This is a genomic window from Streptomyces sp. NPDC087270 (assembly GCF_044744625.1).
Lineage (GTDB): Bacteria > Actinomycetota > Actinomycetes > Streptomycetales > Streptomycetaceae > Actinacidiphila.
In genome coordinates this window covers 228,378-254,032 of the sequence record NZ_JBIUYR010000011.1, presented here as the reverse complement: position 1 = coordinate 254,032, position 25,655 = coordinate 228,378, and the positions used below count along the sequence as shown (strand labels likewise).

The 25,655-nt window shown below is 71.6% G+C and carries 23 protein-coding genes; 7 read left to right on the top strand and 16 right to left on the bottom strand.

Annotated elements, in window-relative coordinates:
- Window positions 1-77: 77 nt before the first annotated feature.
- From ACIPAE_RS23310 to ACIPAE_RS23275, 8 genes are all read right to left on the bottom strand, one after another.
- Window positions 78-548, bottom strand: coding sequence for a hypothetical protein (locus ACIPAE_RS23310; RefSeq protein WP_402447581.1), 471 nt, complete (start codon window positions 546-548; stop codon window positions 78-80).
- 130 nt (window positions 549-678) lie between these two features.
- On the bottom strand, window positions 679-2,925 hold the full coding sequence (locus ACIPAE_RS23305; RefSeq protein WP_402447579.1) for a TIM-barrel domain-containing protein: 2,247 nt from the start codon (window positions 2,923-2,925) through the stop codon (window positions 679-681).
- A complete protein-coding gene (locus ACIPAE_RS23300; protein ID WP_402447577.1) occupies window positions 2,922-4,040 on the bottom strand; it encodes a glycoside hydrolase family 15 protein in 1,119 nt (372 codons plus the stop codon). Before ACIPAE_RS23300 ends, ACIPAE_RS23305 begins: the two co-directional genes overlap by 4 nt.
- Before the next feature lie 109 nt (window positions 4,041-4,149).
- Window positions 4,150-5,457 (bottom strand): ABC transporter substrate-binding protein, encoded by a 1,308-nt coding sequence (locus ACIPAE_RS23295; protein ID WP_402447576.1) that lies wholly within the window; start codon window positions 5,455-5,457, stop codon window positions 4,150-4,152.
- A 10-nt stretch (window positions 5,458-5,467) separates the two neighbouring features.
- Entirely contained in the window at window positions 5,468-6,352 is an 885-nt protein-coding gene (locus ACIPAE_RS23290) for a carbohydrate ABC transporter permease (RefSeq protein ID WP_329365302.1), read from the bottom strand.
- Window positions 6,349-7,230: a carbohydrate ABC transporter permease gene (locus ACIPAE_RS23285; protein ID WP_402447574.1), complete on the bottom strand. Its 882-nt coding sequence runs from the start codon at window positions 7,228-7,230 to the stop codon at window positions 6,349-6,351. Before ACIPAE_RS23285 ends, ACIPAE_RS23290 begins: the two co-directional genes overlap by 4 nt.
- Window positions 7,227-8,438 (bottom strand): ROK family protein, encoded by a 1,212-nt coding sequence (locus ACIPAE_RS23280; RefSeq protein WP_402447573.1) that lies wholly within the window; start codon window positions 8,436-8,438, stop codon window positions 7,227-7,229. Before ACIPAE_RS23280 ends, ACIPAE_RS23285 begins: the two co-directional genes overlap by 4 nt.
- A 451-nt stretch (window positions 8,439-8,889) precedes the next feature.
- Window positions 8,890-9,774: a LysR family transcriptional regulator gene (locus ACIPAE_RS23275; RefSeq protein WP_402447572.1), complete on the bottom strand. Its 885-nt coding sequence runs from the start codon at window positions 9,772-9,774 to the stop codon at window positions 8,890-8,892.
- 171 nt (window positions 9,775-9,945) lie between these two features.
- Here ACIPAE_RS23275 and ACIPAE_RS23270 point away from each other — a divergent pair, with 171 nt between their 5' ends.
- Window positions 9,946-10,854, top strand: a complete 909-nt coding sequence (locus ACIPAE_RS23270) for an oxidoreductase (protein WP_402447570.1) — start codon at window positions 9,946-9,948, stop codon at window positions 10,852-10,854.
- Window positions 10,855-11,271: 417 nt separating this feature from the next.
- Here ACIPAE_RS23270 and ACIPAE_RS23265 read toward each other — a convergent pair whose 3' ends face one another.
- The 5 genes from ACIPAE_RS23265 to ACIPAE_RS23245 all read right to left on the bottom strand — a co-directional run bounded on the left by ACIPAE_RS23265 (window position 11,272) and on the right by ACIPAE_RS23245 (window position 15,631).
- A complete protein-coding gene (locus ACIPAE_RS23265) occupies window positions 11,272-12,213 on the bottom strand; it encodes a LysR family transcriptional regulator (protein ID WP_329365312.1) in 942 nt (313 codons plus the stop codon).
- Window positions 12,214-12,520: 307 nt separating this feature from the next.
- Window positions 12,521-13,186, bottom strand: coding sequence for a type 1 glutamine amidotransferase domain-containing protein (locus tag ACIPAE_RS23260; RefSeq protein WP_329365314.1), 666 nt, complete (start codon window positions 13,184-13,186; stop codon window positions 12,521-12,523).
- A gap of 26 nt (window positions 13,187-13,212) precedes the next feature.
- A complete protein-coding gene (locus ACIPAE_RS23255) occupies window positions 13,213-13,944 on the bottom strand; it encodes an HAD family hydrolase (RefSeq protein ID WP_329365315.1) in 732 nt (243 codons plus the stop codon).
- A 299-nt stretch (window positions 13,945-14,243) separates the two neighbouring features.
- Entirely contained in the window at window positions 14,244-14,789 is a 546-nt protein-coding gene (locus ACIPAE_RS23250; protein ID WP_366411137.1) for a DJ-1/PfpI family protein, read from the bottom strand.
- A gap of 74 nt (window positions 14,790-14,863) precedes the next feature.
- Window positions 14,864-15,631, bottom strand: a complete 768-nt coding sequence (locus ACIPAE_RS23245; RefSeq protein ID WP_329365319.1) for a cupin domain-containing protein — start codon at window positions 15,629-15,631, stop codon at window positions 14,864-14,866.
- A gap of 269 nt (window positions 15,632-15,900) precedes the next feature.
- Here ACIPAE_RS23245 and ACIPAE_RS23240 point away from each other — a divergent pair, with 269 nt between their 5' ends.
- The 4 genes from ACIPAE_RS23240 (at window position 15,901) to ACIPAE_RS23225 (ending at window position 19,702) form a co-directional block, all read left to right on the top strand.
- Window positions 15,901-16,701, top strand: coding sequence for a DJ-1/PfpI family protein (locus ACIPAE_RS23240; RefSeq protein ID WP_402447567.1), 801 nt, complete (start codon window positions 15,901-15,903; stop codon window positions 16,699-16,701).
- A 27-nt stretch (window positions 16,702-16,728) separates the two neighbouring features.
- On the top strand, window positions 16,729-17,859 hold the full coding sequence (locus tag ACIPAE_RS23235) for a ferritin-like protein (RefSeq protein ID WP_366411136.1): 1,131 nt from the start codon (window positions 16,729-16,731) through the stop codon (window positions 17,857-17,859).
- A 133-nt stretch (window positions 17,860-17,992) separates the two neighbouring features.
- Complete coding sequence (locus tag ACIPAE_RS23230; protein WP_366411135.1) at window positions 17,993-18,775, top strand: antibiotic biosynthesis monooxygenase; 783 nt, start codon at window positions 17,993-17,995, stop codon at window positions 18,773-18,775.
- A gap of 234 nt (window positions 18,776-19,009) precedes the next feature.
- A complete protein-coding gene (locus tag ACIPAE_RS23225) occupies window positions 19,010-19,702 on the top strand; it encodes an SDR family oxidoreductase (protein ID WP_329365326.1) in 693 nt (230 codons plus the stop codon).
- Between the two features lie 95 nt (window positions 19,703-19,797).
- On the opposite strand, the gene ACIPAE_RS23220 is transcribed toward ACIPAE_RS23225, so the two are convergent.
- Together ACIPAE_RS23220 and ACIPAE_RS23215 are read right to left on the bottom strand one after the other, a co-directional pair.
- On the bottom strand, window positions 19,798-20,148 hold the full coding sequence (locus ACIPAE_RS23220; protein ID WP_329365327.1) for a LysR family transcriptional regulator: 351 nt from the start codon (window positions 20,146-20,148) through the stop codon (window positions 19,798-19,800).
- A 558-nt stretch (window positions 20,149-20,706) separates the two neighbouring features.
- Window positions 20,707-21,621, bottom strand: a complete 915-nt coding sequence (locus ACIPAE_RS23215) for a LysR family transcriptional regulator (protein WP_329365329.1) — start codon at window positions 21,619-21,621, stop codon at window positions 20,707-20,709.
- Between the two features lie 86 nt (window positions 21,622-21,707).
- Here ACIPAE_RS23215 and ACIPAE_RS23210 point away from each other — a divergent pair, with 86 nt between their 5' ends.
- Window positions 21,708-23,084: an MFS transporter gene (locus ACIPAE_RS23210; protein ID WP_329365330.1), complete on the top strand. Its 1,377-nt coding sequence runs from the start codon at window positions 21,708-21,710 to the stop codon at window positions 23,082-23,084.
- A 161-nt stretch (window positions 23,085-23,245) separates the two neighbouring features.
- On the opposite strand, the gene ACIPAE_RS23205 is transcribed toward ACIPAE_RS23210, so the two are convergent.
- A complete protein-coding gene (locus tag ACIPAE_RS23205) occupies window positions 23,246-24,229 on the bottom strand; it encodes an aldo/keto reductase (protein WP_402447564.1) in 984 nt (327 codons plus the stop codon).
- 68 nt (window positions 24,230-24,297) lie between these two features.
- Here ACIPAE_RS23205 and ACIPAE_RS23200 point away from each other — a divergent pair, with 68 nt between their 5' ends.
- Window positions 24,298-25,146 (top strand): helix-turn-helix domain-containing protein, encoded by an 849-nt coding sequence (locus tag ACIPAE_RS23200; RefSeq protein WP_402447562.1) that lies wholly within the window; start codon window positions 24,298-24,300, stop codon window positions 25,144-25,146.
- The last annotated feature ends 509 nt before the right edge of the window (window positions 25,147-25,655 follow it).

Genomic DNA, 25,655 nt, shown 5'->3' with positions numbered 1-25,655 from the left:
CTCCGCGAGCCCACCGGATGCCGCGACCCGGTGGACCCACGTGGGTGACCGACCCGGCGGAGAGCCGGGCCGGACGCCTACGCGCTCGCGTGCCGCCCGTAGCCACCGCCACCGGGGTGGTGCGGCTTCGGCGTCGCCCTGGGCGGGCACGACTCGAACCCGGTCGGCGTGGGTGTGGGGGATGTGGGGGTGCGCGTACCCGTATCCGTCGGCGTACCCGTGTCCGTCGCCGTGGGGGGCTCGCAGGTCACGGCGACGTGGCCGAGTTCCAGGCGGGTGACCGGACCGTCGTAGGCGACGGCCCCGTCCGTGTCGCGGAACGTGCCGGTGATCGTGATGTCCAGGCCGGCGCGTGCGGAGGACACCGGCTGGTAGGCCCCGCCGGACGGGTCGGAGAGGTCCCCCTCGTCGAGCCCCGCGTCCGGGGCAGAGCCCGCCGTGCCGAACACGCCGTGGAACGCGGTCAGCCCGGCCACGGGCACGTCGGAGACGGTCAGGTCGGCCAGGGTGCTGGTCGCCACGTCGCCCTCGGCCGCACCGCCGCCCACCCGCGCACCGTTCTCACCCGCGCACCGTTCTCACCTCCGGCCCCGAGGACCTGGCTCTCCTGTGCGGCCCCACCGTGGAAGTCCTCAAGGTGTGAGCTCCCACCGGCGATGGGCCTGGCGGCTGGAGCGGTCAGGCCGGCTCGGTGAACAGGGGGCCGAGGTCCGGCCAGCGGGCGGCGGTCGCGAAGACCGGGATGGTGCCCAACGGCGCGTGCCGCTCGATGGCCCCGCCGCCGGTGACGGGCTCGCCGGTCCACACGTCGACCCAGTCGCCGGCCGGCAGGTAGACGCTGCGACCGGTGGCACCGGGCTCGGTGACCGGGGCGACCAGCAGCGCGGACCCGAGGAGGAACTGGTCCTGGTGCTCCCAGATCGCCGGGTCGTCGGCGTGGTCGAAGAACAGTCCCCGCATCAGCGGCTTGTTCTCGGCGAGCCCCGCCTCGGTCTCCGCGACGAGGTAGGGGACCAGGCGCTCGCGCAGCTTGGCGTAGCGGCGGAAGACCTCCAGCACCCGCGGATCACCGGAGCGTTCGGCGATGTTCCACGGGGTGCGGTCACGCAGCGGCAGGCGGTGGTGGTTGAACTCGGAGTGGTACTGCATGATCGGGACGAACGTGGAGAACTCCGTGGCGCGCAGATAGAGTTCGGCGTCCGGAACGTCACCGGAGAAGCCGGCCAGGTCCCAGCCCCAGTAGAGGATGCCGCACGCGGAGGCGGTGATTCCGGCGTTGACCGAGTGCCGGTAGGCGGCCCAGGTGGAGTCCTCGTCGCCGGCCCAGAAGGCGCCGGCGGTCTGCGAACCGGTGAAGCCGGCGCGGCTGAAGGTGACCGGCGCCTTGCCGCACTCCTTCAGCAACTCCCCGTAGGCGCGCGGGTATTCGACCGGGTAGCGGTTGTTGCCCGCGTCGCCCGCCGTGCCGTCGGCGTAGTGCAGGTCGGCGCCCCAGGCGTGCTCGCCGCCGTCCGTCTTGAAGCCGTCGACGCCGATCTCGTCGACCAGGTACCGGCGCTTCGACAGCCACCACGCGCGGGCCCGCGGATCGGTCAGATCCGGCATCAGGGCGAGCGGGAACCACCACCCGCGGTTGCGGTAGGGGCGCGCGCCGTTCTCCTCCAGGACGCCGTAGCCGTTCTCGATCATCGCGCGCGCGTCGGCGGCGGCCTGGCCGGCCGGGTGCGGGCGCATCTTCATCAGCGGGATCTGCCAGAGCAGCACGCTGACGCCGCGCGCGTGGAGCTCGTCGACCATGCCCTTGGGGTCCGGCCAGGCGCCCTCCGCGGGGAAGGTGAAGTCGGCCAGCCGGTGCGGCGAACCGTCCTCGTGCACGTCGTAGCGGGCGTCACGGAAGGCGGTGAAGGTGGACTCGTCGCTCCACGCCTCGATGACCAGGGCCCGCACCGGGATGTCCAGTTCGCGGTGGGTGTCCATCTCGGCCATCACCCGGGCCTGGGTGTTCCACTCGTTGCCGCTGGCCCAGAGGCCGAACACCCAGTCGGGGAGCCGTTCGGGGCGGCCGGTCTCGTCGAGGAAGGCGCCGAGCACCTGGTCGGCGCGGCCGGCGTAGCCGGCGGTGTCGAGCACGCCGTCCGGGCCCACTTCGGCCTCGATCCACAGCCGGTCGCCTTCCGCGGCGCCGACGTCGTACCAGGTGCGGCGTGAGGTGCGGACGTGGAAGCCCCACCCGTCGCCGCCGACGACCATGGCGAAGGGCATCGGCAGGTAGCTGCGGCTGGTGAAGCCCTGGCCCTTGTACTGCTCGAAGACCTGCGCGTCCAGGGAGCGGCCGCGCTGGTCCACCGCGTCGTAGCGCTCGCCGAAGCCCACCACGTGCTCGGCGGGCGCCAGTCGCAGTGCGAAGCGGACTCGCAGCGGGGTGCCGTCGCCCGCGGTCAGCGTGCGGGTGCTGCCCTCGACCAGGCGGGTCGCGGCGGCCCCGGTGACGGTGAGCCCGGTGGCGCCCTCGTGCCAGACGGCGGGGCTGACGCTGTACCAACTCGTCCTGTGCGTACGCCCGTCCGCGTGCGTGGCGACGAACCGGTAGCGCGCGGACGCGCCCTCGGCCAGCGGCTCCGGGCGGGCCACCCACCGTTTGCGGTCCTGGCGCGCGGCGCCGGAGGCGGCTGCGGCGAGGTGGCTGTCGCTGTCGCCGCCGGAGTCGCCGACCGGCGCGGCGTCCTGCTCCTCGCCGCTCTCCACGGCGGCGGTCAGCAGCAGGGCACGGTCCTCCGTCAGCCATTCGCAGACCACGGCGGTGACCTGCGGGCCGGTGGAGGCCCGCACCTCGAACCCCTGTCCGGCCAGCGGGGTGGCGGGGACACGCTGGTCGTCGGTGGGCTGGTAGGGGTGGCCTGAGCCGTGCGGGCGGTGGCGGATCACGGGGTGACTCCCAGTTCGTCGGCGAGGATCAGGTACATGGCGTGGGACCAGAGCAGCGGGGTGGCGTTGGGCCCCCAGCGCTCCTCCCATTCGGGCAGCCGGCGTGGCGCCTGGAGCCGTACGCCGGGGGCCTGTTCGGGCAGCAGGTGCTCGGCGGTGGCCTGGGCCGCGATCCAGTCCAGCTCGCGCAGGGCGTCGTCCCTGCGGCCCGTGCGCGCGTAGTGCCAGCCGAGGAAGCCGGCGAGCACCGGCCACTGGCCGCCGCCGTAGAAGGTGTCGCCCAGGTAGCGGTAGACGCCGCCGCCGGGTTGGGCGATGTCGAGTTCCACGGCGTGCACGGTGGCGCGGGCGACGGGCCCGTCGAGCGGGACGTTGCCGAACGGGGTGAGGCACGCCAGCAGGCTGCCGTCGACCTGCTTGCTGCCCAGCCACTTGGCCAGGTGGCCGTCGAACAGGCCGCGTTCCTCGATCATCGCGTCGATGGCGTCGACGGTGTCGGCGCACACGTCGTCCAGGCCGACCGAGGCCGCCATTCCCGACGCGCGCACCGCGTGCAGGCCGCCGCGGATCGCGCCCAGGGTGGCCCCGTGCACCTGGTCGGCGTACTCCTCCCACCAGTCGTAGCAGGGCGTCGCCCAACTGGCGGCCAGGTAGCCGATGGTGAGCCGGACCGCCTCGCGGTACGGCGCGTGATCCCCTTCGTGCCGGGCGAGATGCTCGGTCAGCGCCCACAACCACGTTCCGTAGCCGTCGAGTTGGAAGTCCCACCAGCCCACCTCGCCGGTGTCCTCGCCTTCGAGGGTGTAACGCGTCGGCAGGCGGTCGCCCTCGGCCGGCTGCTCGCCGCGGCGCACCGCGGCGACGAGCTTCTCGATGCGCGCGGACCGGTCGGTGAGGACCTTCGCGCTCCAGCGGTGGAAGGCGTCCGCGCTGCCGGCCGCCCCCGCCCGGGAGGCCGCCTCGGCGACGAACGAGCCGTCGCGCAGCCAGGAGTAGCGGTACACCTCGTACTCCGGGCAGGCCGGGTAGGCGCCGGAGGAGTGCTGGTTGCCGGTGATCACCTCGATGCTGCGGCGCAGCAGAGCGGAATGGTCGGGGGCGTGCGGGTCGGGCACGGGGTCTCTCCTGGAGTACGGGCGGTACGGGCGGTACGGAGGTGCGGGCGGTACGGAGGTGCGGGCAGTGCGGAGGTGCGGGCAGTGCGGAGGTGCGGCGGTACGGGGCTCAGTCGTCGTGCGACAGCAGTGGCTGGACCTGGCGGGCTGCCGTGGCGAGGGCCTTCTCGACGGTCGCCGAACCGGTCGTGACGGCCTGGAGTTCGTTGGTGACGATGTCCGCGATCTGCGCCTGGTGGAGCAGTTGGGGCGAGGGCGCCACATGCTTCAGCGCCTCGAAGACGGCGGCGCGGTTGGTCGGCGGCGTCTGCGCCAGGTAGCTCTTCCGCAGGCTCGCGCCCGTCGCCGGGGACAGCTCCCAGGAGGTGTCGATGCGCAGCTTGGCGACTTCCTGGGAGGTCGTCAGGTAGCGCATCCACTGCCAGGCGGCGTCGGCGTTCTTCGACTGGCTCGACATCGCGAGGGAGTTCTGGAAGACCGACTCGGCCGGGGTGGCGGTGCTCGCCGCGGGTTCCTGGACGACGTCCCAGCTCAGGCCGTGGACGGCGGCGAGGTTGGGGAAGAACCAGGAGCCGCTGTGCCAGATGCCGAGCTTCCCCTCCTCGAAGAGCCTGGTGTCGTAGTCGGTGCTGCCGCCCATCTGCGCCTGGGTGGGCATGGTGCTGCCGACCTTCCCGGTCAACCACCGTGCGGCGGCGATGCCTTGCGGGCTGTCGAAGGCGACCCGGGTGCCGTCCTCGGACAGGAAGCTGCCGCCGTTCTGCGCCAGGGCCTTGGTGAACTCCAGGTAGGTGGTGTTCTGGTAGTCGCCGAAGACGCCGTGGCCGAGGGCGGCGATCTTCCGTGCGGCCCGCTGCTCGTCCTGCCAGGTCCAGTCCGCGGTGGGATAGGCCACGCCCGCCGCGTCGAAGAGCTTCTTGTTGTAGAAGAGGAGTTCGGTGGAGAAGCTGGACGGCAGGCCGTACTGCCGGCCGTCGTAGCGGAAGCCGGCCAGCGAGGACGCGGAGAAGTGGCCGGCCACCGCGTCGGCGCGGACCCGGGAGTCGAGGTCGGCGAGGGCTCCGGAGTCCGCGAAGGAGGCGAACTCGTCCTGGTTGAGCTCGAAGACGTCCGGGGCGGTGCCACCGGCGGCACTCGTCTGCAACTGGGTGAAGTACTGGTCGAACGGCGCGCTCTGGACCTGGACGTCGATGCCCGGATGGGACCGCTCGAAGGACTTCGCCAGCCGTGCCAGGTCCTCGAGGTGGTCGGGCGAGGCGGTGAACGTCATGTAGTGCACGATCCGCCGGCCGTCCCCGGTCGTGGTACGGGTCACCGAACCGTGCGCGCAGCCGGCCACCAGGGCGACGACGGCGGTCAGGAGCGCGGCCGGGCGCAGCAGCCGGCGTACGGCCCGGCGCGGGGCGGGAATACTCATCGGGGCCTGCCTACTTCAGTCCGGTGGTGGCGATCGAACGCACCACGTGTTTCTGCGCGACCAGGTAGATCAGCAGCATCGGGATCACGCTGACCACCGAGCCCGCCATCACCACGTTCCAGTGGGTGGTGAACTGGCCCTGAAGCGCGGACAGCCCGAGCGGCAGGGTGTAGAGCTCCGGGGAGCGGGTGACCACCAGCGGCCACAGGAAGTTGTTCCAGGAGGCCATGAACCCGAACACGGTGAAGGTCGCCAGCGCGGGGCGCACCAGCGGCAGCACCACCGTCCACAGGATGCGCAGATGGCCCGCGCCGTCCACCAGCGCGGCCTCCTCCAGTTCGCGGGGGACGGAGAGCATCGCCTGGCGGATCAGGAAGGTGCCGAAGGCGGAGGCCAGGCCGGGCAGCAGAATCCCGGCGTAGGTGTCGATCAGGCCCAGCTGCTTCATCTCCACGAACAGCGGGACCAGCAGCACCTGCTGCGGGATCATCATGGTCGCCAGGTAGATCATGAACAGGGCGTCACGACCGCGGAAGTGGAAGCGCGCGAAGGCGTACCCGGCCAGCGTGCTGGTCGCGAGCTGGACTGCGGTGGAGAGCACCGAGATCCACAGCGAGTTGCCCAGGATGCGCCAGAACGGCATGGCCGAGGTCAGCGTGCCGAAGTTGCCGCCGGTCAGATGGCGGAGCGAAGGCGCGGACCCGAGGGAGCCGTCCGGCTGGAACGCGGTGAGCACCATCCAGGCGAACGGGAAGAGCATGCACAGCGCGCCGACGACCAGGACGGCGCTCACCCCGATCCGGGCCGCGCCGGAGCGGCGACGTGCCCCGCGCGACGCGCTCGGCTCGGGTTCCACCAGATCGTGCGGGCGCACCCGGGGGGTCGTCGCGGTCACTGGGCGTCCACCACCTTTCGCTGCAGCCGGCTCTGGGCCAGCGAGACGAGCAGGATGACGACGAACAGCACCCAGCTCAGGGCGCTGGCATAGCCGATCCGCCCGTAGCGGAAGGAGTCGTCGTACACCGCGGAGACCACGGTCGTGGTGGCGCCGGCGGGTCCGCCGCCGGTCATCACGAAGACCTGGTCGAACACCTGGAAGCCGTTGATCACGGAGATCATCACCACGAACAGCGTCGACGGCGCCAGCAGCGGAAAGGTGACGTACCGGAACCGGTGCCAGGAGCCGGCGCCGTCGATCATCGCCGCCTCGTGGACGGCCTGCGGGATCGCCTGGAGCCCGGCCAGCAGGATCACCATCACGAAGCCCAGGTCCTTCCAGGCCGAGGCCAGGACGACCGAGGCCATCGCCCAGTCCGGGTCGGTCCACCAGCCGGGGCCGTGGATGCCGAACCAGCCGAGCACCGTGTTGAAGGCGCCGGACTCCGGGTTGAGAATCCACTTCCAGACCAGGGCCACCACGACCCAACTGGTCACCACGGGAAGGAAGTAGATCCCGCGCAGCAGGTTGCGGCCGCGCATCGCCCGGTTCAGGCCCAGCGCGATGAGCAGCCCGCCGACGTAGACCAGGGGCAGATACCCGACGACGTAGAGGAGGGTGTGGCGGAACGCCTTCCAGGTGGCCGGGTCGCTCAGCACGTCCCGGTAGTTCGCCAGCCCCGTCCAGCGCATCGGCTTGAGCAGGTTCCAGTCGTGGAGGCTGATCCACAGCGAGCCGAACATCGGGCCCAGCACGAACGCCAGGATGAGCACGAGGCTCGGAGCCAGCAGCAGCGCCAGCAGGGCCGCCTTGCGGGGACCGCGCAGGGTGTTCATGACGCCCCGCCGCCGACCATGCCCATCCGGGCTCGGACCGCTTCCGCGGGTCCCTCGCCGGGGGCGTCGCCGCCGAACGGCGCGGACAGCACGACGGCGGCGGCGCCGCGCGCCCACGCCTGGTCGTTCCAGTCGTCGGTGATCACGGTCAGCCCGTTCGTGGGGCGGAAGAGGTGGCCGCGCAGGGCCGGCTCGAATCCGTCCCGCAGGTACGGCCAGAAGGCCGCGCCCTCCCCGGTGACGACGACCGCGCCCGGGTCCAGCACGTTGGCGACGCCCGCGAGGGTGCGCCCGAGCAGCCGGCCGGCTCCGCGCAGCAGTTCCAGCGCCGCGCTCTCCCCCGCCTCGGCCAGGGCCATCAGCGACTCCGGCCGGTCGCCGGGTTCGAGCAGGCCGTGCTCGACGGCGGTACGCAGCAGTCCCGCGAAGCCGAGGTACGCCTCCAGGCAACCGCGGTTGCCGCACTGGCACAGCCGCCCGTTGTCGGTCACCGGAACGTGCCCGATCTCACCCGCGGCGCCGGTGGTGCCGCGCCGCACCGCGCCCCGCTCGACCACGGCGAGACCGACGCCGTGACCCAGGGTGAGCACCAGGAAGTCGTCCCGGCCCCGCCCGTGCCCGTACAGGAGTTGGGCGGCGCCCACGGTGTTCACGTCGTTGTCCACCAGGACCGGCAGCCCCAGCGCCCGTGACAGCGTCCGGCCCAGCGGCACCGCATGCCAGCCGAGGGTCGGCGAGTCGACGATCCCGGCCGGATCGACCCGGCCGGGGACGCCCACTCCCACGCCCAGCAGCCGTGGCTTCTCCGCGGGCTGCGTCAGCTCGGGCCCCAGGAGGGCGATGAGCCGATCGGCGGCGTCGTCGTCGACCGCGTCGAAGGGGTGGGTGAGGGCACCGCTGACCGTGCCGTCGAGGGTGACGTGCACCAGGGTGACGTGGTCGGGGGCGACCTTGATTCCCACGGCGCGCCCCGCGTCGGCCACCACGGCGAGCCGTATGGCCGGCCGGCCGCCGACCGAGGGCACCGAGCCCGCCTCGGCGATCAGGCCCTCCAGGAGCAGGCGTTTGGTGATCTGGGTGACCGTGGCCTGGCTGAGGTCGAGCCGGCGGGCGATCTCCACGCGGCTCAGCGGCCCGCTCCGCCCCAGCAGCGCCAGCACCGCCGTGCGTGACAGACCGCGAGGCGAGGTGGGGACGGTGGTGGACACGCTTCCCAACCCCCTTCCGTTGGCGACTAGTAGTAACTTCGGCAAGTAAATTTAGTCGCAAATTTAAGTCGGGGCGGCGGCGCTGTCAATCCCCGGGTGGGTGCGGGCGGGGTGGATCAGGGCAGGTCGGGGGTGGGGACGGGCCGGCGGGGACGCGCGGACGCGCGCGGCGGGGGGCGCGGGCGGGTCCGGCGGGTACGCGCGGGTGCGCACGGAGCGGGAGCGCGGACGGGGCCGGCGGGTACGCGCGGGTGCGCGCGGAGCGGGGGTCCGGGTCCGGGCCGGACGGGCGCGGGTCCGGCCTGGACCGGTGCAGCCGGCGACGACCCTGCGTCGTACTCCCGCGCGGCCGACGCCACGCGACGTCCACGGCCGTCAGAACGTGGGGCGCCACCCGCCGATCAGGGCCCCGGACAGGTATTTCCGCGTCGGCGGCATGCGTTGACGCCTGCTACAGAGCGGCGGCGAGTTCGCGTACCACCTCGGCGAAGCCCCGTACGAGGGGGCTGTTCGAGCTCTTGCACCAGGCCAGGGCGACCCTCAGGGGTTCGACGTCGGTGAGCGGGACCCAGGACAGGTCGGGGCGGGCGTAGTACCGCGCCATGTTCGCCGGGGCGAAGCAGACCGCGGTGCCCTCGGCGACCTGCTCCAGCATCTCCTCGACGTTGTCGTTCTTCGGACCCCATCGCGGTGCGGAGCCGTCCGGCCTGGGGTTCACCGCCCACCAGTCGACCCACTCGCGCGGCGCCCGCTCCGTCCACAGCAGCGGCTCGTCCTTGACCTCCAGGATGCCGATGCCCGTACGTCCCGCCAGCGGGTGCCCGGCGGGCAGGCCGACAACCCGGGGTTCGGTGTGGACCACCTCGGTGTGCAGGTCGGTGAGGTCGGTGGGCAGCCAGACGAAGGCGACGTCCACCCGGCCGTCGCGCAGCGCGGCCGCCTCCTGGCCCCAGTCGAAGCGCTTCGGCTCCACCCGGACGTCCGGATTGCGGCGGGCGAACTCGGCCCGGGCCCGGGTGGTCAACTCGCCCGCGCCGCTTGCCTCGAAGCCGACCCGAAGCACCGCCTTCTCCTGGCAGCGGTGGCGTTCCGCCACGGCGAGGACACGGTCCGCCTGGCGCAGGGTCCGGCGTGCCTCGGTCACCACGTCGCGCCCGGCAGGGGTCTGGCTCACGCCGCCGGAGTGCCGCTCGAAGAGGAGGACGCCGAGTTCTGCCTCCAGCTTCCGCAGCGCGGACGACAGGGCCGGCTGGCTCACGTACAGCCGCGCCGCGGCCCGGCCGAGGTTCCCCTCCTCGGCGATCGCCACGAGGTAGCTCAACTGCCGCAAGTCCATGGGCAAGAGCATAACCAGCGGCGATAAACGCTCCTTATGGATCGTGTCGATCTCTGTCTTGGACGGCGGGGCCGGGCGGGGGCCGTAATGGAGACGCACGCCGGGACACCACCTCGGCCGTGTTCGCCGGCCGGCGCCCGGTCGGCTTCCGGAACCACCCTGGAGATCCCGATGAGCGACAACGCCCGCACCGCTGCTGACTCCGCCGCCGACACCGCCGCCGACACCGGCACCCGCTCCGCGACCGGCAAGGTCTGGCTGATCACCGGGGCCAACTCCGGTTTCGGGCAGGCGATCACGCGGGTGGCGCTCGCCGCCGGTGACACCGTGGTGGCCGCCGTCCGCCGCCCCGAATCCCTCGACGAACTCGCCGCCGCGCACCCCGGCCGTGTCGTCCCCGTCGCCCTCGACGTCACCGACCCGGCCCGCATCACCGCCGTCGTCGCCGAGGTGATCCTCTGGTACGGGCGGATCGACGTACTGGTCAACAACGCCGGCCGCGGACATCTCGGCGCCGTCGAGGAGACCACCGACCGCGAACTGCGCGACCTGATGGCCCTGCACTTCTTCGGCCCCGCCGCGCTCACCCGCGCCGTACTCCCGCACATGCGCCGGCAGGGCTCGGGCGCCGTCGTGCAGATGAGCAGCATGGGCGGCCGGTTCTCCTTCCCCGGCGTCGGCGCCTACTCGGCCACCAAGTTCGCTCTGGAGGGGCTGTCCGAGGCGCTGGCCCTGGAAGTCGCCCCGCACGGGATCAAGGTGCTCATCGTGGAGCCGGGGGCGTTCCGGACCGGGTTCGCCGGCGGCGGTGCGCTCCAGCAGTCGGCGCCCCTGGACGCGTACGCGGAGACGGTCGGCCCGGTCCGCGCCGGTCTCCCGGAGAGCGACGGCAAGCAGCCCGGCGACCCCGAGAAGGCCGCCGCGGCGATCCTGACCGCGTTGGCCGCCGAGCGGACCCCGCTGCGACTGGCCCTCGGCAACGACGCCGCCGACGCCATCGCCGCCCAGTCGAAGGCCGCCGGCGAGGAGGCGGCGGCCTGGGACGCGGTCAGCCGGGGCACCGACTTCGACGGGGAGTGAGGGGGCGGCGCCAGCCCGGGCGCCTCGGCCTCCACACCAGCACCCGCCCCCGTACCGGCACCGGCACCGGCACCGGCACCGGCCCACGCACCCGCCCCCGTACCCGCCCCCGCACACCGCAATGCGCAACTCACGATCCCGCCGCTGACCTCGGTGATGCTGGAGTCGGTGCCGCACGAGCGGGCCGGCCTCGCATCCGGAGTACTCAGCGCCGCCCGGCAGTTCGGCGGCGCGATCGGAGTCGCCCTGCTCGGTGCGCTGATCGCCGCCTCCAGCCTCACGGCTCCCGTAGCGCTCATCCGACACCACCCCCGACGACTTACGGCACGGCCCCGGCCTGACCAGCCGGGGCCGGCCCTCCGCAAGTCAGAGACGACCCGGAGCCCGATTCCTGTCGCATCCCCGGAGCGGGGTGCGCTACGTCCGGCCCGACATCCGCCCGGGGGCCAGCGGTTCCGGGTTCAGCTCCCAGTTCCGGGCCGCGGCCACCAGGTGGTCGTGGAGCCGGGCCAGGCGCGGATCGGCGAGGGCTCCGTGCCGTGTGGCGAGGTGGTACGTGTTGAGCGGGGGGATGTCCGGCTCCCAGAGCGGTACCAGCAGGCCCGCCGCCAGTTCGTCGGCGCACAGATACGTGGGGATGACCGAGATGCCCGCCGACGAGCAGACCGCCGCGATGACGGCGCGGAGGTCGGGGACGACCGCCGACGGCACCCGCGGCGGCGGGGCGTCGAAGACGCTGCGCCAGTAGTGGTCGATGATGGGGAACGTCTCGCCGTAGGCGATGATCGGCAACTTCTCCAGCGCTCGCGGCCCGTCGACCGCCAGGGCACCGGAGGGGATGGTCTCGGCGACCTGGGGCGATGCCAGCAGGGCGAGTTCCTCGTCGATGAGCGCCACCGAGTCCACCCCGCGCATCCGCGGCTGGACGGTGGAGACGACCATGTCCATGTGGCCGGTCCTGAGGTCTTCGAGGAGGTCGGGCGCTTCCCGGAAGCTGATCCGGATGTCCAGGCCGGACGCGATGAGTTCGCTGATCGAGGCCATGAGCCTCGCGGTCACCAGTTCGGCGGGGCCGCCGAGGCGCACCGGTCTGCTGCTGGGGCTGGTGTCGAAGTGCCGGCAGATGGCCGCGTCGAGGTTGGCCATGGGGGCCTGCACCTCGTAGGCCAGGGCCATTCCCTCGGAGGTGGGAACGGCGCCCTGCGGGGTGCGGTCGAAAAGCGGTTTGCCGAACTTGCTTTCCAGTCCCCGGATATGCTGCGTAACGGCCGGCTGGGTGATGCCGAGTTTCTGTGCCGCCTTCGTGAAGGAGCCGGTATGGTAAACAGCGATAAACGTCTGCAGCCAACCCAGTTGCACGTGTCCGACCCCTCTGCGACGGAATGACCGACCATGCTGATGCGTGCGATGTCCACGGCGACATGCATGTGTTTCACCTTCGTTCTGAGTGCTATTCGATAAAATCAATCATTCTGGGCGGCATCAATCGTTATCAGAGATCCCGATGACGTGGTTCGGAGGGTTTCGGGAGGCTCGGTCGCGGAGCCGGGAGGGCGGAACCGGAACCGGCAGGCGGGCGCGGAAACGGCACCGGCAGGCGGGACCCGCGCGCCCCGGCCGTCACGACGGGGCGCAGGTCTCCGCCTGCCGGTGGGTTCGGATGCGGTCAGGCGCCGAACTGCTCCAGGATCAGCTCCGCCACCTTGGCCGCGCTGGCCGGGTTCTGCCCGGTGACGAGCCGGCCGTCGGCGACGGCGTGCTCGGCGAAGTTGTCCGTCTTGGTGAACTTCGCGCCCTTGTCGACCAGGGCCGACTCCAGCGCGAACGGGACGACACCGGTCAGGCCGACGGCCTCCTCCTCCTCGTTGGTGAACGCCGAGACCTGCTTGCCCTCCACCAGGTGGGAGCCGTCCGAGAGGGTGAGGTTGACCAGGCCGGCCGGCCCGTGGCAGACGGCGCCGACGATCCCGCCGTGCTCGTAGATCTCCGCGGCGAGCCGGGTGAGGACGGTCGCGTGGGGGAAGTCCCACATGGTGCCGTGGCCGCCGGCGAAGTAGACGGCCTGGTAGTCGCGGGCGCTGAGCGCGTCGGCCGACGGCGTGTCGGACAGGGCGTCGCCGTTGGCCGCCAGGAACTCCGCGGTCACGGTGTCATCGGGCTTGATCCCGTCGCGTGGCGGCTTCCCGCCGGCGACGGAGACGAAGGCGATGTCCCAGCCGGCGTCCTGGAAGACCCGGGCCGGGTGGGCGACCTCGGGCACGTAGAAGCCGGTGTTGCGACCGGTGTCGCCCAGCCGGCCGTGCGAGGTGAGTGCGAACAGTACCTTGGGCATGGCGAATGTCCTTCTGGTTACGGGGATCAGGCGGTCAGGGTGGTCAGTTCGGGCAGGTACACGCGCCGCTGCCTGCGGCTGATGGCCTGCTCGACGTGGTCGGGCGTGTGGTAGCCCCACCAGGCCCACAGGCTGGTGGCGCCGGTGTCGCGGACGGCCAGGGCGTTGGTGATGTGGTCGTCGATGAACGTCACGGCGGAGGACGGGAGTCCGTCGCTGAGGGCGATCTCCCGTACGGCCGCGCGTTTGTCGGAGCACTCGCCGACGACCTGCACCACGGTGTTCTCCAACTGGTGGTGGGCCAGGATCTCCCACACGCTCGCCGCGTCCTTGGCCGTCACGATCGAGGTGCCCCTGCCCTGGTGACGGCGCAGCAGTCGGTCCACGCCCGGGTAGACGGTGTGCATGTCCAGCCAGGCGTCCTTCTGCCGCGCGCGAAGCGCGGAGCGGACCGCGGTCGCGCCCCTGACGAGTCCGGCCAGCTTCGTGGGCGGGATACCCGTCAGCAGGAGGTCGTAGTCCTCGACCCCGCGGATGCTCTCGGCGGCGGTCTCACGGGCGGTCATGAAGTCGCCGAGGATGCGGGCGTAGCCGCGCACGGTGCGGAAGCGGGCCAGGAACCCGGCCGGCAGCGCGGCGACCAGTTCGTCGATCGGCTTGTCCGCCACGGTGTCGGGGTCGTGGTCGGCGTAGTACGTCACGAGGGCGCACTCGGTGAACGCGTCGGCGATGACGCCGTCGAAGTCGAGTATCAGCACGGTGTCTCCTAGTACCGCAACGGTGTGTGCCGTGACGGGCGGGCAGGTCGGGTGTCGGGGCTTTCACGGGGGTGCGGCCGGGGTCGGGTCGTGGGCTGGTGGGTTGGACGCGGTGCATGGGCGGTTCGTGCACCGGTTGCACCGGTTGCACCGGTCGGAGCCGCGGAAGTCGGCGCCGGCGGGTTTCCTGCCCACCCGTCACGGCAAGCGCCGACGCGGTACCAGAGGGTGCACGGGGGCGGGCGCCGGACCGGGGTGGGAGACGCCCGTCCCCGTGCGAGGCGGCGGGGGCCCGGAACTCAGGCCGCCGCCACCTGGTTCTTGGCGACGGTCTCGAAGACCAGTTGCATGAACTTGCCCACGTAGGCGTAGTACGAGCAGGTGATGATGTGGCCGTCCACGATCACGTCGGAGTCGACGACGTCCGCGCCGGCGTTGATCACGTCGTCGCGCAGCCCGATGTAGGCGCAGGCCCTGCGCCCCTTGAGGACACCGGCGGAGACCATGATCCACGGGCCGTGGCACAGACCGGCGACGACCTTCTGCCGGGCGTCCATGGTGCGCAGGAACTCCAGCACGTGCGCGTCCTGGCGGACACGGTCCGGGGCTTCGTGGCCACCGGTGAGGATCACCGCGTCGTAGGTGTCCGCGTCGAGCTGGTCAAAGGAGACCAGCGGCTTGGCGGTCTTGTCCATCGGCAGCGGGATACCGTACTTGCCGACCACGTGGGCGCCGTTCTTGGTGGCCACGTCCACCGTCCAGCCCTCCTCGATGAGCCGGTAGTAGGTGTAGACGACGTCGTGGTCCTGGAAGCCGGGACCGGTGATGATGACGGCACTGGGCATGATCGGTGTCCTTCTCTCTGGGTCGGGTCTGCGGGCCGGGTCCCTGCGGCAGGTCGCTGCGGCAGGGCACCGGGTCAGGCGGAGTTGGCGATGGAGAGGTAGTACTGGTCGAGCGTGGGACGCCGTAGGTCGCTCCGGACCGGAACGAGGATGTCGATCTCGCCGGTGACGACACCGGTGAGCCCGAGCGCGATGTGGAACAGGTCCTGCTCCTGGCGCCGGTAGAAGATGTCCATGCCGGCCCGGATGGAGAACGCGAACTCCGCCCCCGGGCTGCGGTCGCGGAGCCGGGCCTGCGGCAGGTAGGAGATCGGCTTGGCCGGCAGGTCCGGGGACTCGGTGTAGTCCTGCTCGTAGGCGGTGCCCTGCCGGTCGTAGTTGTCGCGCAACCGGATCAGGTCGAACTTGTTCCGCGGTGCCTCGACCTCGATGAGCCACAGCGGTTCGGGACCCAGGCTCCTGGACGAGTGGAACGCGCCCCCGCCGATCCGCAGGATCGTGCCGGCGGAGAGCGGGACCTGCCCGGTCAGCGTGTCCGTGACCCCCTCTCCCGCCAGGCACAGGAGGTAGGTCAGCTTGCGGGGGTGGACGTGCATCGACGTGGATTCGCCCGAGTTGATCCTCAGGTTCCACACGTCGATGAAGTCGTCCACGAAGACGCGGTACTCCAGCCCCCACGGCTTCGGGATGACCTCGTTCAGGTGCTCGTCGTCGTCCAGGTGCTCGTTCGCCACGCGGGAACCCTTGCGGACCGCCTCGTTCAGTGCGGCGAAGTCGCGAGGGCCGGGGTCGATCCGCACCAGCAGGTCGGCCGGCTGCGTCTCGCGCATCATCTCGGACATGCGCTGCTCGTCCTATCTGTCGGTCGGTTGGTGAACCCCCCGGTCCGAGAGTGGACGCTAGACGGCCGACCGAGGCGGGCTCAAATAGCGGGAGCGGCAGTCCCCGATAACCGCCGCGTGGCCCCCGGAAGTCGCAATGCCCATCCCCGCGCATTCTTATTTGTTGGCCGGTCGGATCGTGCGGCAGGGTTCCTTTCCGAAAGGCGCCGGCCCTTCCCCGCAAGCAGCGGTCATCGGCGTCCTCACCGACTCGACAGGGGAGAAAAACCGTGACTACACCCATGCCCGCCCGCAGTCGCCAGGCCGCACCACGGAACAACGCGCCCGTCCAGATCAACTCGATCGGTGTGCTGGGCTACGAGTCCTGCTCCGAGCAGGACACGATCACCCCGCTGGAGATCTTCAAGGGGGCCGCGATGGTCCTCAACGGCGGGATCGCCCCCTGGCAGCGGGAATCCGCCAACCGCGACCTGGACGTCAGGTTGGTCTCGCTGGAGCCGGGCGTCGTCAAGATGCAGATGGGCACCAACGTTGTGGCGGACTCCGTGCTCAACGACGACGAGCTCTTCGACATCCTCTACGTCCCCGGCGGCGTCGGCTCCGGCGCGCTGTTGACCAACGACCGGGTGCAGAAGCTGATCCGCCGGCACCACGAGGCCGGCAAGGTCATCGCCGCCAACTGCTCCGGCGTGGGCGTGATCGCCCGCTCCGGCATCGTCAACGACGAGCCGCTGACCTGCGTGGCCGCGGTGGCGCGCGGACTGCGCGGCGAGGGCTTCAACGTCTCGAAGGCCCGCCACATGTGGATCGCCAACCCCGCCTCGCGGATCTGGACCTTCACCGGTTCCTACGGTGTCAACGGCGGCGCGGTCGCCCTGGTGGCGCACTACTTCGGCCGCGAGGTCGGAACGATCGTCTCGATGATGTTCGACACGCTCGGCGGGATCGGCGACGTGATCTTCGAGGAGACCGGGCCGGAGTTCTTCCAGAACCCCTCGCTGGAGGAGTCGTTCCAGGACTTCTTCCAGCCCATGCTCTACCCGCCGCTGGACGAGAACGCGGAAGCCTGACCCGACCCGCAGACCTGGAGCCGTCACATGCCCACGCCCGTCGAACTCCGAGACCTCAGCTGGATACGCGGCGCCCTGCAGACCGCGATCGCGTTGGAGCACGCCACCATGCCGCTGTACTGCGCGGCCATGTACTCGCTGGAAGTACAGAACTACCCGTCGTACAACACCATCCGCAGCGTGCTGATGGAGGAGATGGTCCACATGGCCATCGCCTCCAACATGGTGGCCGCGCTCGGCGGCAGTCCCGACATCAAGGGGTTGAACCCGCCGTACGCCGGGCGGGGCGGGCTGCCCGGGGGCACCGCCCCGGACCTGCGGCCCCGGCTGGCGAAGCTGTCGAACGCCAGCCTGGAGTCCTTCATGCGGCTGGAGGCCCCGGAGTTCATGCTCAACTCGCGCCAGCGCGGGTCGGCCTACCCCACGATCGGCTCCTTCTACGACGCCGTGCGGGAGGCCGTCGTCCGCAACGCGGACGCGGTGGAGCTGGCGGTGCGCCGCGGCGGGCCGGCCAACCAGGTCGGCGGCAACCTGGGCTATCCCACGTTCGAGAAGGATGACAAGGACCCGGTGGGCTCGTTCCTGCGGGCCCTGGACATCATCACCGAACAGGGCGAGGGGCAGGGCGTGGGCACGGTGGAGACCGTGAAGGAGGACTTCCAGAAGGAGGGTTCGCACTACGCCCGCTTCGCCGAGCTGCGCTACGGGCGCCGGTACGTCCCGCAGGACGGCGTCTCCATCACCCGCGAGACCGAGCCCGATTTCTTCAGCGGTGAGGAGATCGCCTGGCCCGTCGTCATCAACACGCTGGCCGTGCCGGCGGACGGCTACGAGGCGGTACTCGCCCTCGACCCGCGGGAGGCCGAGGTGCGCAAGGAGCTTGACGGCTTCGACGACGCCTACACCCAGATGCTGGTGGCGCTGGACACCTCGTGGAACGGGCCGGTGGAGACCTGGTGGCCCTCGCTGGGCGCCGCCGTGACCCAGATGGACCAGATGCGGGTCCGCTCGTGCTTCACCATCATGCGCAACCAGATCCCCCCCACCGCGGTGGCGCGGCTGGCGGAGCTGTACCCCGAGGAGTTCCGGGCGCTGGACCACTACACCGACCTGGCCGAGCCGGTCTTCTACGGACCGCGCTTCCTCAACACCCTGTGAGACACCCCGTGACACGCCTGGTGGCGAGCCGGGACGGGCAGCCTCGACCGCTCCCCCGCCCAGCAGAGCCGCGCCGAGCCCGCCGGGCCTGACCCGGCACGCACCCACCCGACCCCTGGAAGGATTCCCCATCGTGACGATCACCGCGACCGCACGCCAGATCATCAAGCCCGGCACCGAGTCACGCCTCGACGCGCTGATGGCCCAACTGGAGCGGGACATCCGCGCCAACGAGCCCGGCTGCCTGCGCTTCGACTACGTCGTCTCCGCGGACCGGCCCGGCGAGCGCCTGGTCATCGAGGAGTACGCGGACGAGAACGCCCTGGAGGCCCACAAGCACACCGACTACCTGGCGGCCTTCATACCCCGGCTCCTGGAGTGCCTGGAGGAGCCGCCGGCCGTGGAGGTGTACCGGCCGGCGGAGGCCAAGCCGGTCCTGCCCGCGTCCTGCTTCCACATCGGCGTCGTGGTGCCCGACCTCGCCAAGGCCGTGGAACAGTACACGGAGTGGTTCGGCATCGAGTTCGCCGAACCCGCCACCTTCGAGATCCCGTACCTGGAGCAGGGCGGCACGGGCGCCCCGGGCAAGATGACCGCTGCCTTCTCCCGCACCACGGAGCCGCAGTACGAACTCATCCAGGCCGACGGCGACGGCATCATGTCCGTCGAGCACGCCGGGAAGGTCCTGTACTACGGCGTGTGGGAGCCCGACATGGCGGCCCGCGTGGCGTGGTTGGAGGCGTCCGGCATCGGCGTGGACGCGTACTTCCGACCCGCCGAGGGCGAGACTCCGTTCGCCCTCATCACCGCTCCCGACCTGATGGGCGTGCGCATCGAGTACGTGGGGATCGAGGACAAGCCGGCAATCGCGGAGTGGGTCAACACCGGTCGCTATCCTGGGCTTCAGGGACGCTGACCGGTTCCCGCGCCGTTCAGCACCGCCGGGAAAGCACGTTGACGCACCATCAGTTGTTCGCGTCCACACCGACCGCCGCCGTTCGGAGTGTGTGACGACGGCCGTCCCGACCCGTCAGGGCCCTGGGGCGGCCGTGTCGCATGGATCGGCGGCGACGCCCACCGCGAGTGCCCACCACGAGCGCGCACCACGAACTCCCACCACGAACTCCCACCACGAACGAGGAGAGCAACGATGGCCAACGTCACCCTGATCACCGGTGGCAGTTCGGGGATCGGCGCCGCGACCGCCCGCAGGCTGCTGAAGGAGGGTCACATGGTGGCGATCACCGGCCGGGACCCGGAGAAGCTGAGCGACTTCGCGGCTGAGCAGGACGCCGGGCACGACCTGATCACCATCCCCGGGGACACCTCGGACCCGCACGACGTGCAGACCGCGGTCAGGACGACCGCCCAGGCGTGGGGCCGCCTGGACAACGTGATCGTCAACGCCGGCTTCTCCCTCCCCGGCACCCTGGCCGACCACGTGCCCGAGGCCATGCGGGCCATGCTGATGACCAACGTGCTCGGGCCCGCGCTGGTCATCCGGGAGGCGCTGCCGTACCTCAAGGACACCCGGGGGCGCATCGTCATCGTCGGATCGGTGGCGGGGGTCAAGAACACGCCCGGCAACTTCTACTCCGTCACCAAGTGGGCCGCGCACGCCCTGGCGGAGAACACGCGGATGGCCGTCACCAACGACGGCGTCGGCGTGACGCTGATCGCGCCCGGCAAGGTGGACACCCCGTTCTGGGACCACCGCGGGGGCACGCCGGAGGGCCCCGCGCTGACCGCCGAGAACATCGCCGAGAGCATCCTCTTCGCCCTCAACCAGCCCGAGGGGATGGACGTCAACCACATCCAGATGCGGCCCATCGGCCAGGTCTGACCGGGCCGTTCACGGCCGGAGGCGTCGGACCGGCCCCGGCACGCGACACGCCGCCGTCCAGCACGAAGTGGACGGCGGCGTGTACGTACCGTGGCTCAGCAGACCTCAGGCGAAGGATGCACGGCCGGCCTCCCCACCGCGCGCCCTTGCTTCATCACCGCCTGCTTGACTTCGCGGACCTCCGCGTTCGCCTTCTCGACGGAACGCAGGATCGGTCCCAGTCGTGCCTGGAGCAGTGCTCCGGCCGAGGTGAGTTCGATCGGCCGCCGATCCCGGTGAAAGAGTTCGGCTCCGAGGGATCGCTCCAACTCCTTGATCTGGCTGGTCACCGTGGATTGGGCGCAGTGGAGCTTCTCGGCGGCCTTGGTGAAGCTGAGTTCGTTCGCCACTTCGCGAAATGCCATCAGATGATAGACCTGCAAGTTTCCCCCATGGTCGGTCGCCATTGATTCCAGGATGCGAGGCCCGGAATCACGGGGCGGGACGCGGAGGGGCATGCGCCCGTCGGGCGCGCGGCGGTCGTCGTCGGTCGCCGCTGAAGGTTCCATGTGCACGATCAAGACAAGCCCCCGTTGCTGTGTGCCCCCGCGTAGCGGGGGTTCCAGTCACGCTTGACCCGAATACGATAAACCTTCCGCAAGGTATATCGCAAGGATTATTCAAATGCCTCCGACTGCATCCGGCCCTATAGCACAGGGGGCAGTCGGAGGAATCCGAAAAAGGTGATGAACCACATAGGGGATCGTCGCAACCCGCAGGTCGCCCGGGGCGTCGCCGACGGAAAACCGACCAAATGACCTTTCTGGATTCACTTCGGCAACAAAGCTCTCTGCTTTCACTGCGGCATCAGAGAATGCTCAGTATCGGACATTGTCGGACCGTGTCGGGGTGTGTCGGGCCGGGCTCGGCGGTTGTGAGCCGTCCCTGGACCGCCCGACCGTCCGGCGCCCCTGGACCGCCCGACCGTCCGGCGCCCCGGGCCGCCTCCGGGCGCCCCGGTGGTCTCAGGCCGTCTCGGCGAGGGGGCGGGACGGCGGCTGGTGGCGGCGGGCCAGCCGCAGCACGGCCTGCATGGGCGCCTCGGCCGGGCCCAGCCCCGTCCGCCAGCGCGCCTCGATGCTCACCGGCGCCAGCCCCTCGCGCACGTCCAGCTCGACCAGCTCCCCGTCCTCGAGGTCGCCGACGACGGACAGGTGCGGCATCAGGGCGACGCCGCGGCCGTGGCAGGCGAGCCTGCGCAGCGCCGCCAGCGACCCCGTGACCATGCTGACGCAGGTCCGCGAGGTGAGGTCCTGCCCGAAGCGGTCGACGAGCATCTGCGAGGTGCAACCAGGCTCGGCGATCAGGAACTCCGCCTCCAGCAGCATCCCCTGGGAGATGCGCGGCACCTTGGCCAGCGGATGGCCCGGGCCGGCGACGAGGACGGTGCGGTCATGGCCCACGACCGCGTGCGGCCCTATGGTCGGCACCCCGTTGTCGAACACGAAGACCAGGTCGAGCCGGCCGGCGGCGAGGTCATCCTCCAGTTGCGCCCGCCGGGCGACCACCATGCTCACCTCGGCGGCGCCCTCGGGGCCGGCCGCCCCCTGGGCCAGGGCGGCGAGGATGTCCGGCAGCCACTCGCCGGCCAGGGTCTCCAGTGCCCCGATGCGCAGCCGCGGCCGGCCGCTCCGCACCACCCGGCGCATCTCGTCCTCAAGGTTCAGCGCCTCGCGGGCGTAGGGCAGCAGCCGCTGCCCCTCCTCGGTCAACGCCGCCCCGGCGTTGCTGCGGTTGAACAGGCTCGCGCCCAAGTCGCGCTCCAACCGCTGCAGTTGAACGCTCAGCGTGGACTGCGCGTAACCCAGCCGCTCGGCGGCTGCGGAGATGCCCCCGAGGTCGGCGACGCTGACGAAGGCGCGAAGATGTCGTTGGTCCACTTCTCAATGATGCCATCGAGAAGTCCGATGGCGCCATCGAAAAGACAGCCTGGTCGCACCCCGGCGGACTTCGCGACGCTGATGCCATGACTCTGACCAGTGGCAAGACTCCCGTCGTGGACGAACCCGCACGGAGGGGCCCGAACGGCCACTTCGCGGGCATCGTGGTCGGCAACTTCCTCGTGCTGCTCGACACCTCGATCCTCAACGTCGCCCTGCCGGACGCACGGCACGACCTGCACGCCTCCGCGGCGGCGCTGCCCTGGGCGGTGGACGCGTACACCGTCGTCTTCGCCGGGCTGCTGCTGGCCGCGGGCGCCGTCGCCGACCGGTGGGGGCCGCGCCGGATCTACCGCAGCGCGCTCGCCGCCTTCGGCGTCATCTCGCTGCTGTGCGCCCTGGCGCCCAACGTGGGCACCCTGATCGGCGGACGGGCGCTGCTCGGCGTCGCGGCGGCCGGGCTGGTCCCCGCGTCCCTCGGCCTGCTGTCCGCCCTGTTCCCGGATGCCGCGCAGCGGTCCCGCATGATCGGCGCCTGGGCCGCCATCAGCAGCATCGGACTCATCCTGGGGCCGGTGCTGGGCGGCGCGCTGGTCGAACTCGGCGGCTGGCGGCTGGTGTTCCTCGTCAACCCGCCGATCGCCTTCGCCACGCTGCTGCTGGCGCGCGGACTGAGTGGGCACCGGCCGCAGAACGAGCCGAGGCCGGTGGACCGCGCGGGGCTGCTGCTGTCCGTCGCCGGGCTGAGTGCGCTCACCTTCGGACTGGTGGACGCGGGCACCTCCGGGTGGGGCCGGCCCGCTCCGCTGCTGGCCCTGGGCGGCGCCCTGATCGCCTTCGTGCTGCTGGTCGTCGCCGAACGGCGGGCCGAGGCCCCGATCCTGCCGCCGGCGCTGATCGGGCTGACCCGGGTCAAGGCCGACCTGATGGCCGGCGCCATGGCGTCCTTCGTCTTCTACGGCGTGCTGTTCGCGCTTACCCAGTGGATGGTCCTGGAGCGCGGCCTGTCGGCCCTGCAGACCGGCCTGGCTTTCCTCCCGATGACGCTCCCCATGTGCTTCATGCCGTTCTACGCCGGACGGATCGTCGCGCGTGCCGGCGCCCGGCCGGTGCTCCTCGCCGGCCTCGGCCTCGACGTGGTCTCCGGACTCCTGCTCGCCCTCTCCGGGACGCACACGCCGCTGGGGATGATCATCGGCATGCAGGTGGTGCTCGGCTTCGGCAGCACCCTCGCCATCCCCGCGGCCACCGCCGACATGGCGGGCGCCGCCCCCTCCCACCTGGCCGCGACGGGACAGGGCGCGCTCAACGCCGGACGCCAGGCGGGGTCCGCGCTGGGCGTCGCCGTGCTCGGCACCCTGTCCACCCTGCACGACTCCGGGATCGTGCTGGCCGCGGGTGCCGTCCTCGCCTTGGGCGTCGTCGTCCTCGCCCGGCCGCGACCGGTGCCGGCCACCGCGTGACAGCGGCCGTACCGGACGGACAGCCGCACGCGCGCGAGTGCCGGCCCACCATCACGGTGGGCCGGCACGGGCACGGGCACGTCCGCCACGTTCGGCACGTCGGGCACGTTCGACCAGACCGGCCGGGCGGACCGGACCGGCCGGGGGGACCGGGCAGCGCGTCAGACGGGGGTCCGCACCACGCGGTGCGCGGCGAAGGACTGGCGGTCGCCCACCCATGCGTCGCGCGGGGCGACGGCCTCCAGCCGGTCGAGGTCGTCCTGGGACAGCTCGACGTCGGCGGCCTTGGCGTTCTCCTCGACCCGCTCGGCCCGGCGCGTCCCGGGGATCGGGACGACGTCGTCGCCCTGCGCGAGCAGCCAGGCGAGCACGAGCTGAGCGGGCGTCACCCCGCGCGCCGCGGCCAGCGACCGTACCTCGGCGACGATCGCCTCGTTCTGCTTGAGGTTCTCGGCCTGGAACCGGGGGTCGTTCTGCCGGAAGTCGCCGGCCCCGAAACCGTCCACGCTGACCGGCCCGGCCAGGAAGCCGCGGCCCACCGGGCTGTACGGAACCATCCCGATGCCCAGCCGGCGGGCCGTGGGCAGCACGTCGTCCTCGATGTCGCGCCACCACAGCGACCACTCGTACTGCGCGGCGCTGATCGGGTGGGTGGCGGCGGCCCGTTCGAGTTCCTCGGGGCTCGCCTCCGACAGCCCGAGGTGGCGGACCTTGCCCTCGGCCACAAGCTCGGCCATCGCCCCGACCGTCTCCTCGATGGGGACCTGCGGGTCGACGCGGTGCTGGTAGTACAGGTCGATGCGGTCCGTCCCGAGCCGGGCCAGCGAGGCTTCGCAGTGGCGCCGGACGTTCTCCGGGCGGCCGTCGAGCCGGACCCCCTCCGGGCTGCGGACGATCCCGAACTTGGTGGCCAGCACGACCTGGTCGCGCCGGCCGGCCAGGGCTTTGCCGAGCAACTCCTCGTTGTGGCCGCTGCCGTAGCTCATCGCCGTGTCCAGGAAGGTGACCCCCTGGTCGACGGCGCGCTGCAGGACCGCGATCGACTCGGCGTCGTCGGCCGCTCCGTAGCCCTGGGACATCCCCATGCAACCGAGTCCGACAGCGGATACGGTGAGCCCTTCCGGCCCGATGATTCGATTGTCCATGCGGTCACCGTAACCGCGTCCCCCAGCGCCATCCATAGGACGTCTTTCCTAGTAACGAGAGTGCCAGGATGCCCCATACGGTGACCCAGGCAAGGGAGTTGGGCGATCTGCTCCGCTCCCGCCGCGAACGGCTCCAGCCCTCCGACGTCGGCCTCCCGCCGGGCACCCGGCGCCGGACCCGCGGCCTGCGCCGCGAGGAGGTGGCCCAGCTCGCGTCCATCTCCGCGACCTACTACGCCTTCCTGGAACAGGGCCGCGAGGTACGGCCCTCCCGGCAGGTCCTCGACGCGCTGGCCGCGGCGCTGCGACTCGACGTGTGCGAGCGGGCCCACGTCCACCAACTCGTCCACGGCGCCCCGCCGGAACCGGAGCAGGCCTCCGCCGCCATGGAGACGCTTCCGCCCGCCGTCGTCTCCCTCGTCGACCGGCTCGACCCGTGCCCTTCCTACGTCACCGGCAGGCACTGGGACGTGCTGGCGTCCAACCGGGCCGCCCGGGTGCTCTGGACCGACTGGCCGGCCCGGCCGCCGCAGACCCGCAACATGCTCTGGTGGATGTTCGCGGACCCGGAGGCCCGGCGGATCGTCGTCGACTGGGAGGAGGAGGCGTCGGCGCTGCTCGGACGGCTGCGCACGGCCGCGGCCAGGCACCCGGGTGACCCCGGCTTCGCCGACCTGCTCGAACGCCTCCACGCGGTGAGCCCGGAGGTGCGGGCGTGGTGGCCGCAGCACAAGGTCGACACCGTCGGCTCGGGCACGAAGCGGCTGCGTCATCCGGAGCTCGGCGAGTTCACGCTCCACCACGTCGTGCTCCAACTCGCGGACAACCCCGAGCACAAGGTCGTCACCTGCACCCCCTCCCCGCAGGACCGCCCCCGCGTCGAAGCCCTCCTCCGCCGCCCCCGCCCCACCCCCTGATCGCTCGCGCCCGAACCCGCCGCCGACTTCCCGAGCGGTGCGTTGCGCCCGCACTCCGCTGGGCGAGCGTGACGCGCCCCCCGGCCGCGGTGCGGTCGGGGGCCACGTCTGCCCTGGTGGGCAAGTGCGGAGGATACGAGATTCGAACTCGTGAGGGGCCGTCCCCCACACGCCTTCCCACTCTTCGTCCGCGGCCGGAACCGGCGGCTCCGTATGGACGGTCGCCGTGATCCGGGCGGTGAAGCCGATGCCTTGGCAGGCACCGCGCGGCCGGACGTCGAATCGGGACGGCCGCGCCGTATGACTTGGCGCGTGCGGCGGAGAGCCACCTCGACGGAGTCGGCCCTCCGGCCAGGCACCCGGACCTCGCCAGGCCCTCCTGCCGGTGCCTCGGCCCGAGGAGCGCGGCTACGTCGAACCAGCGGTGGGAGCCGATCACGTCGCCGAACGGATCGGTGGGCGGTGCGATGCGGTGCGGTGGCCGGTCCGGTCCCCGACGTCCGCACGAC

Excerpts from the sequence above, each read along its gene's own strand:
- ACIPAE_RS23295 (WP_402447576.1), bottom strand. The coding sequence starts at position 5,457 with ATGAGTATTCCCGCCCCGCGCCGGGCCGTACGCCGGCTGCTGCGCCCG.
- ACIPAE_RS23285 (WP_402447574.1), bottom strand. The coding sequence starts at position 7,230 with ATGAACACCCTGCGCGGTCCCCGCAAGGCGGCCCTGCTGGCGCTGCTG.
- ACIPAE_RS23275 (WP_402447572.1), bottom strand. The coding sequence starts at position 9,774 with ATGGACTTGCGGCAGTTGAGCTACCTCGTGGCGATCGCCGAGGAGGGG.
- ACIPAE_RS23270 (WP_402447570.1), top strand. The coding sequence starts at position 9,946 with ATGAGCGACAACGCCCGCACCGCTGCTGACTCCGCCGCCGACACCGCC.
- ACIPAE_RS23260 (WP_329365314.1), bottom strand. The coding sequence starts at position 13,186 with ATGCCCAAGGTACTGTTCGCACTCACCTCGCACGGCCGGCTGGGCGAC.
- ACIPAE_RS23250 (WP_366411137.1), bottom strand. The coding sequence starts at position 14,789 with ATGCCCAGTGCCGTCATCATCACCGGTCCCGGCTTCCAGGACCACGAC.
- ACIPAE_RS23245 (WP_329365319.1), bottom strand. The coding sequence starts at position 15,631 with ATGTCCGAGATGATGCGCGAGACGCAGCCGGCCGACCTGCTGGTGCGG.
- ACIPAE_RS23235 (WP_366411136.1), top strand. The coding sequence starts at position 16,729 with ATGCCCACGCCCGTCGAACTCCGAGACCTCAGCTGGATACGCGGCGCC.
- ACIPAE_RS23225 (WP_329365326.1), top strand. The coding sequence starts at position 19,010 with ATGGCCAACGTCACCCTGATCACCGGTGGCAGTTCGGGGATCGGCGCC.
- ACIPAE_RS23220 (WP_329365327.1), bottom strand. The coding sequence starts at position 20,148 with ATGGCGACCGACCATGGGGGAAACTTGCAGGTCTATCATCTGATGGCA.
- ACIPAE_RS23210 (WP_329365330.1), top strand. The coding sequence starts at position 21,708 with ATGACTCTGACCAGTGGCAAGACTCCCGTCGTGGACGAACCCGCACGG.
- ACIPAE_RS23205 (WP_402447564.1), bottom strand. The coding sequence starts at position 24,229 with ATGGACAATCGAATCATCGGGCCGGAAGGGCTCACCGTATCCGCTGTC.
- ACIPAE_RS23200 (WP_402447562.1), top strand. The coding sequence starts at position 24,298 with ATGCCCCATACGGTGACCCAGGCAAGGGAGTTGGGCGATCTGCTCCGC.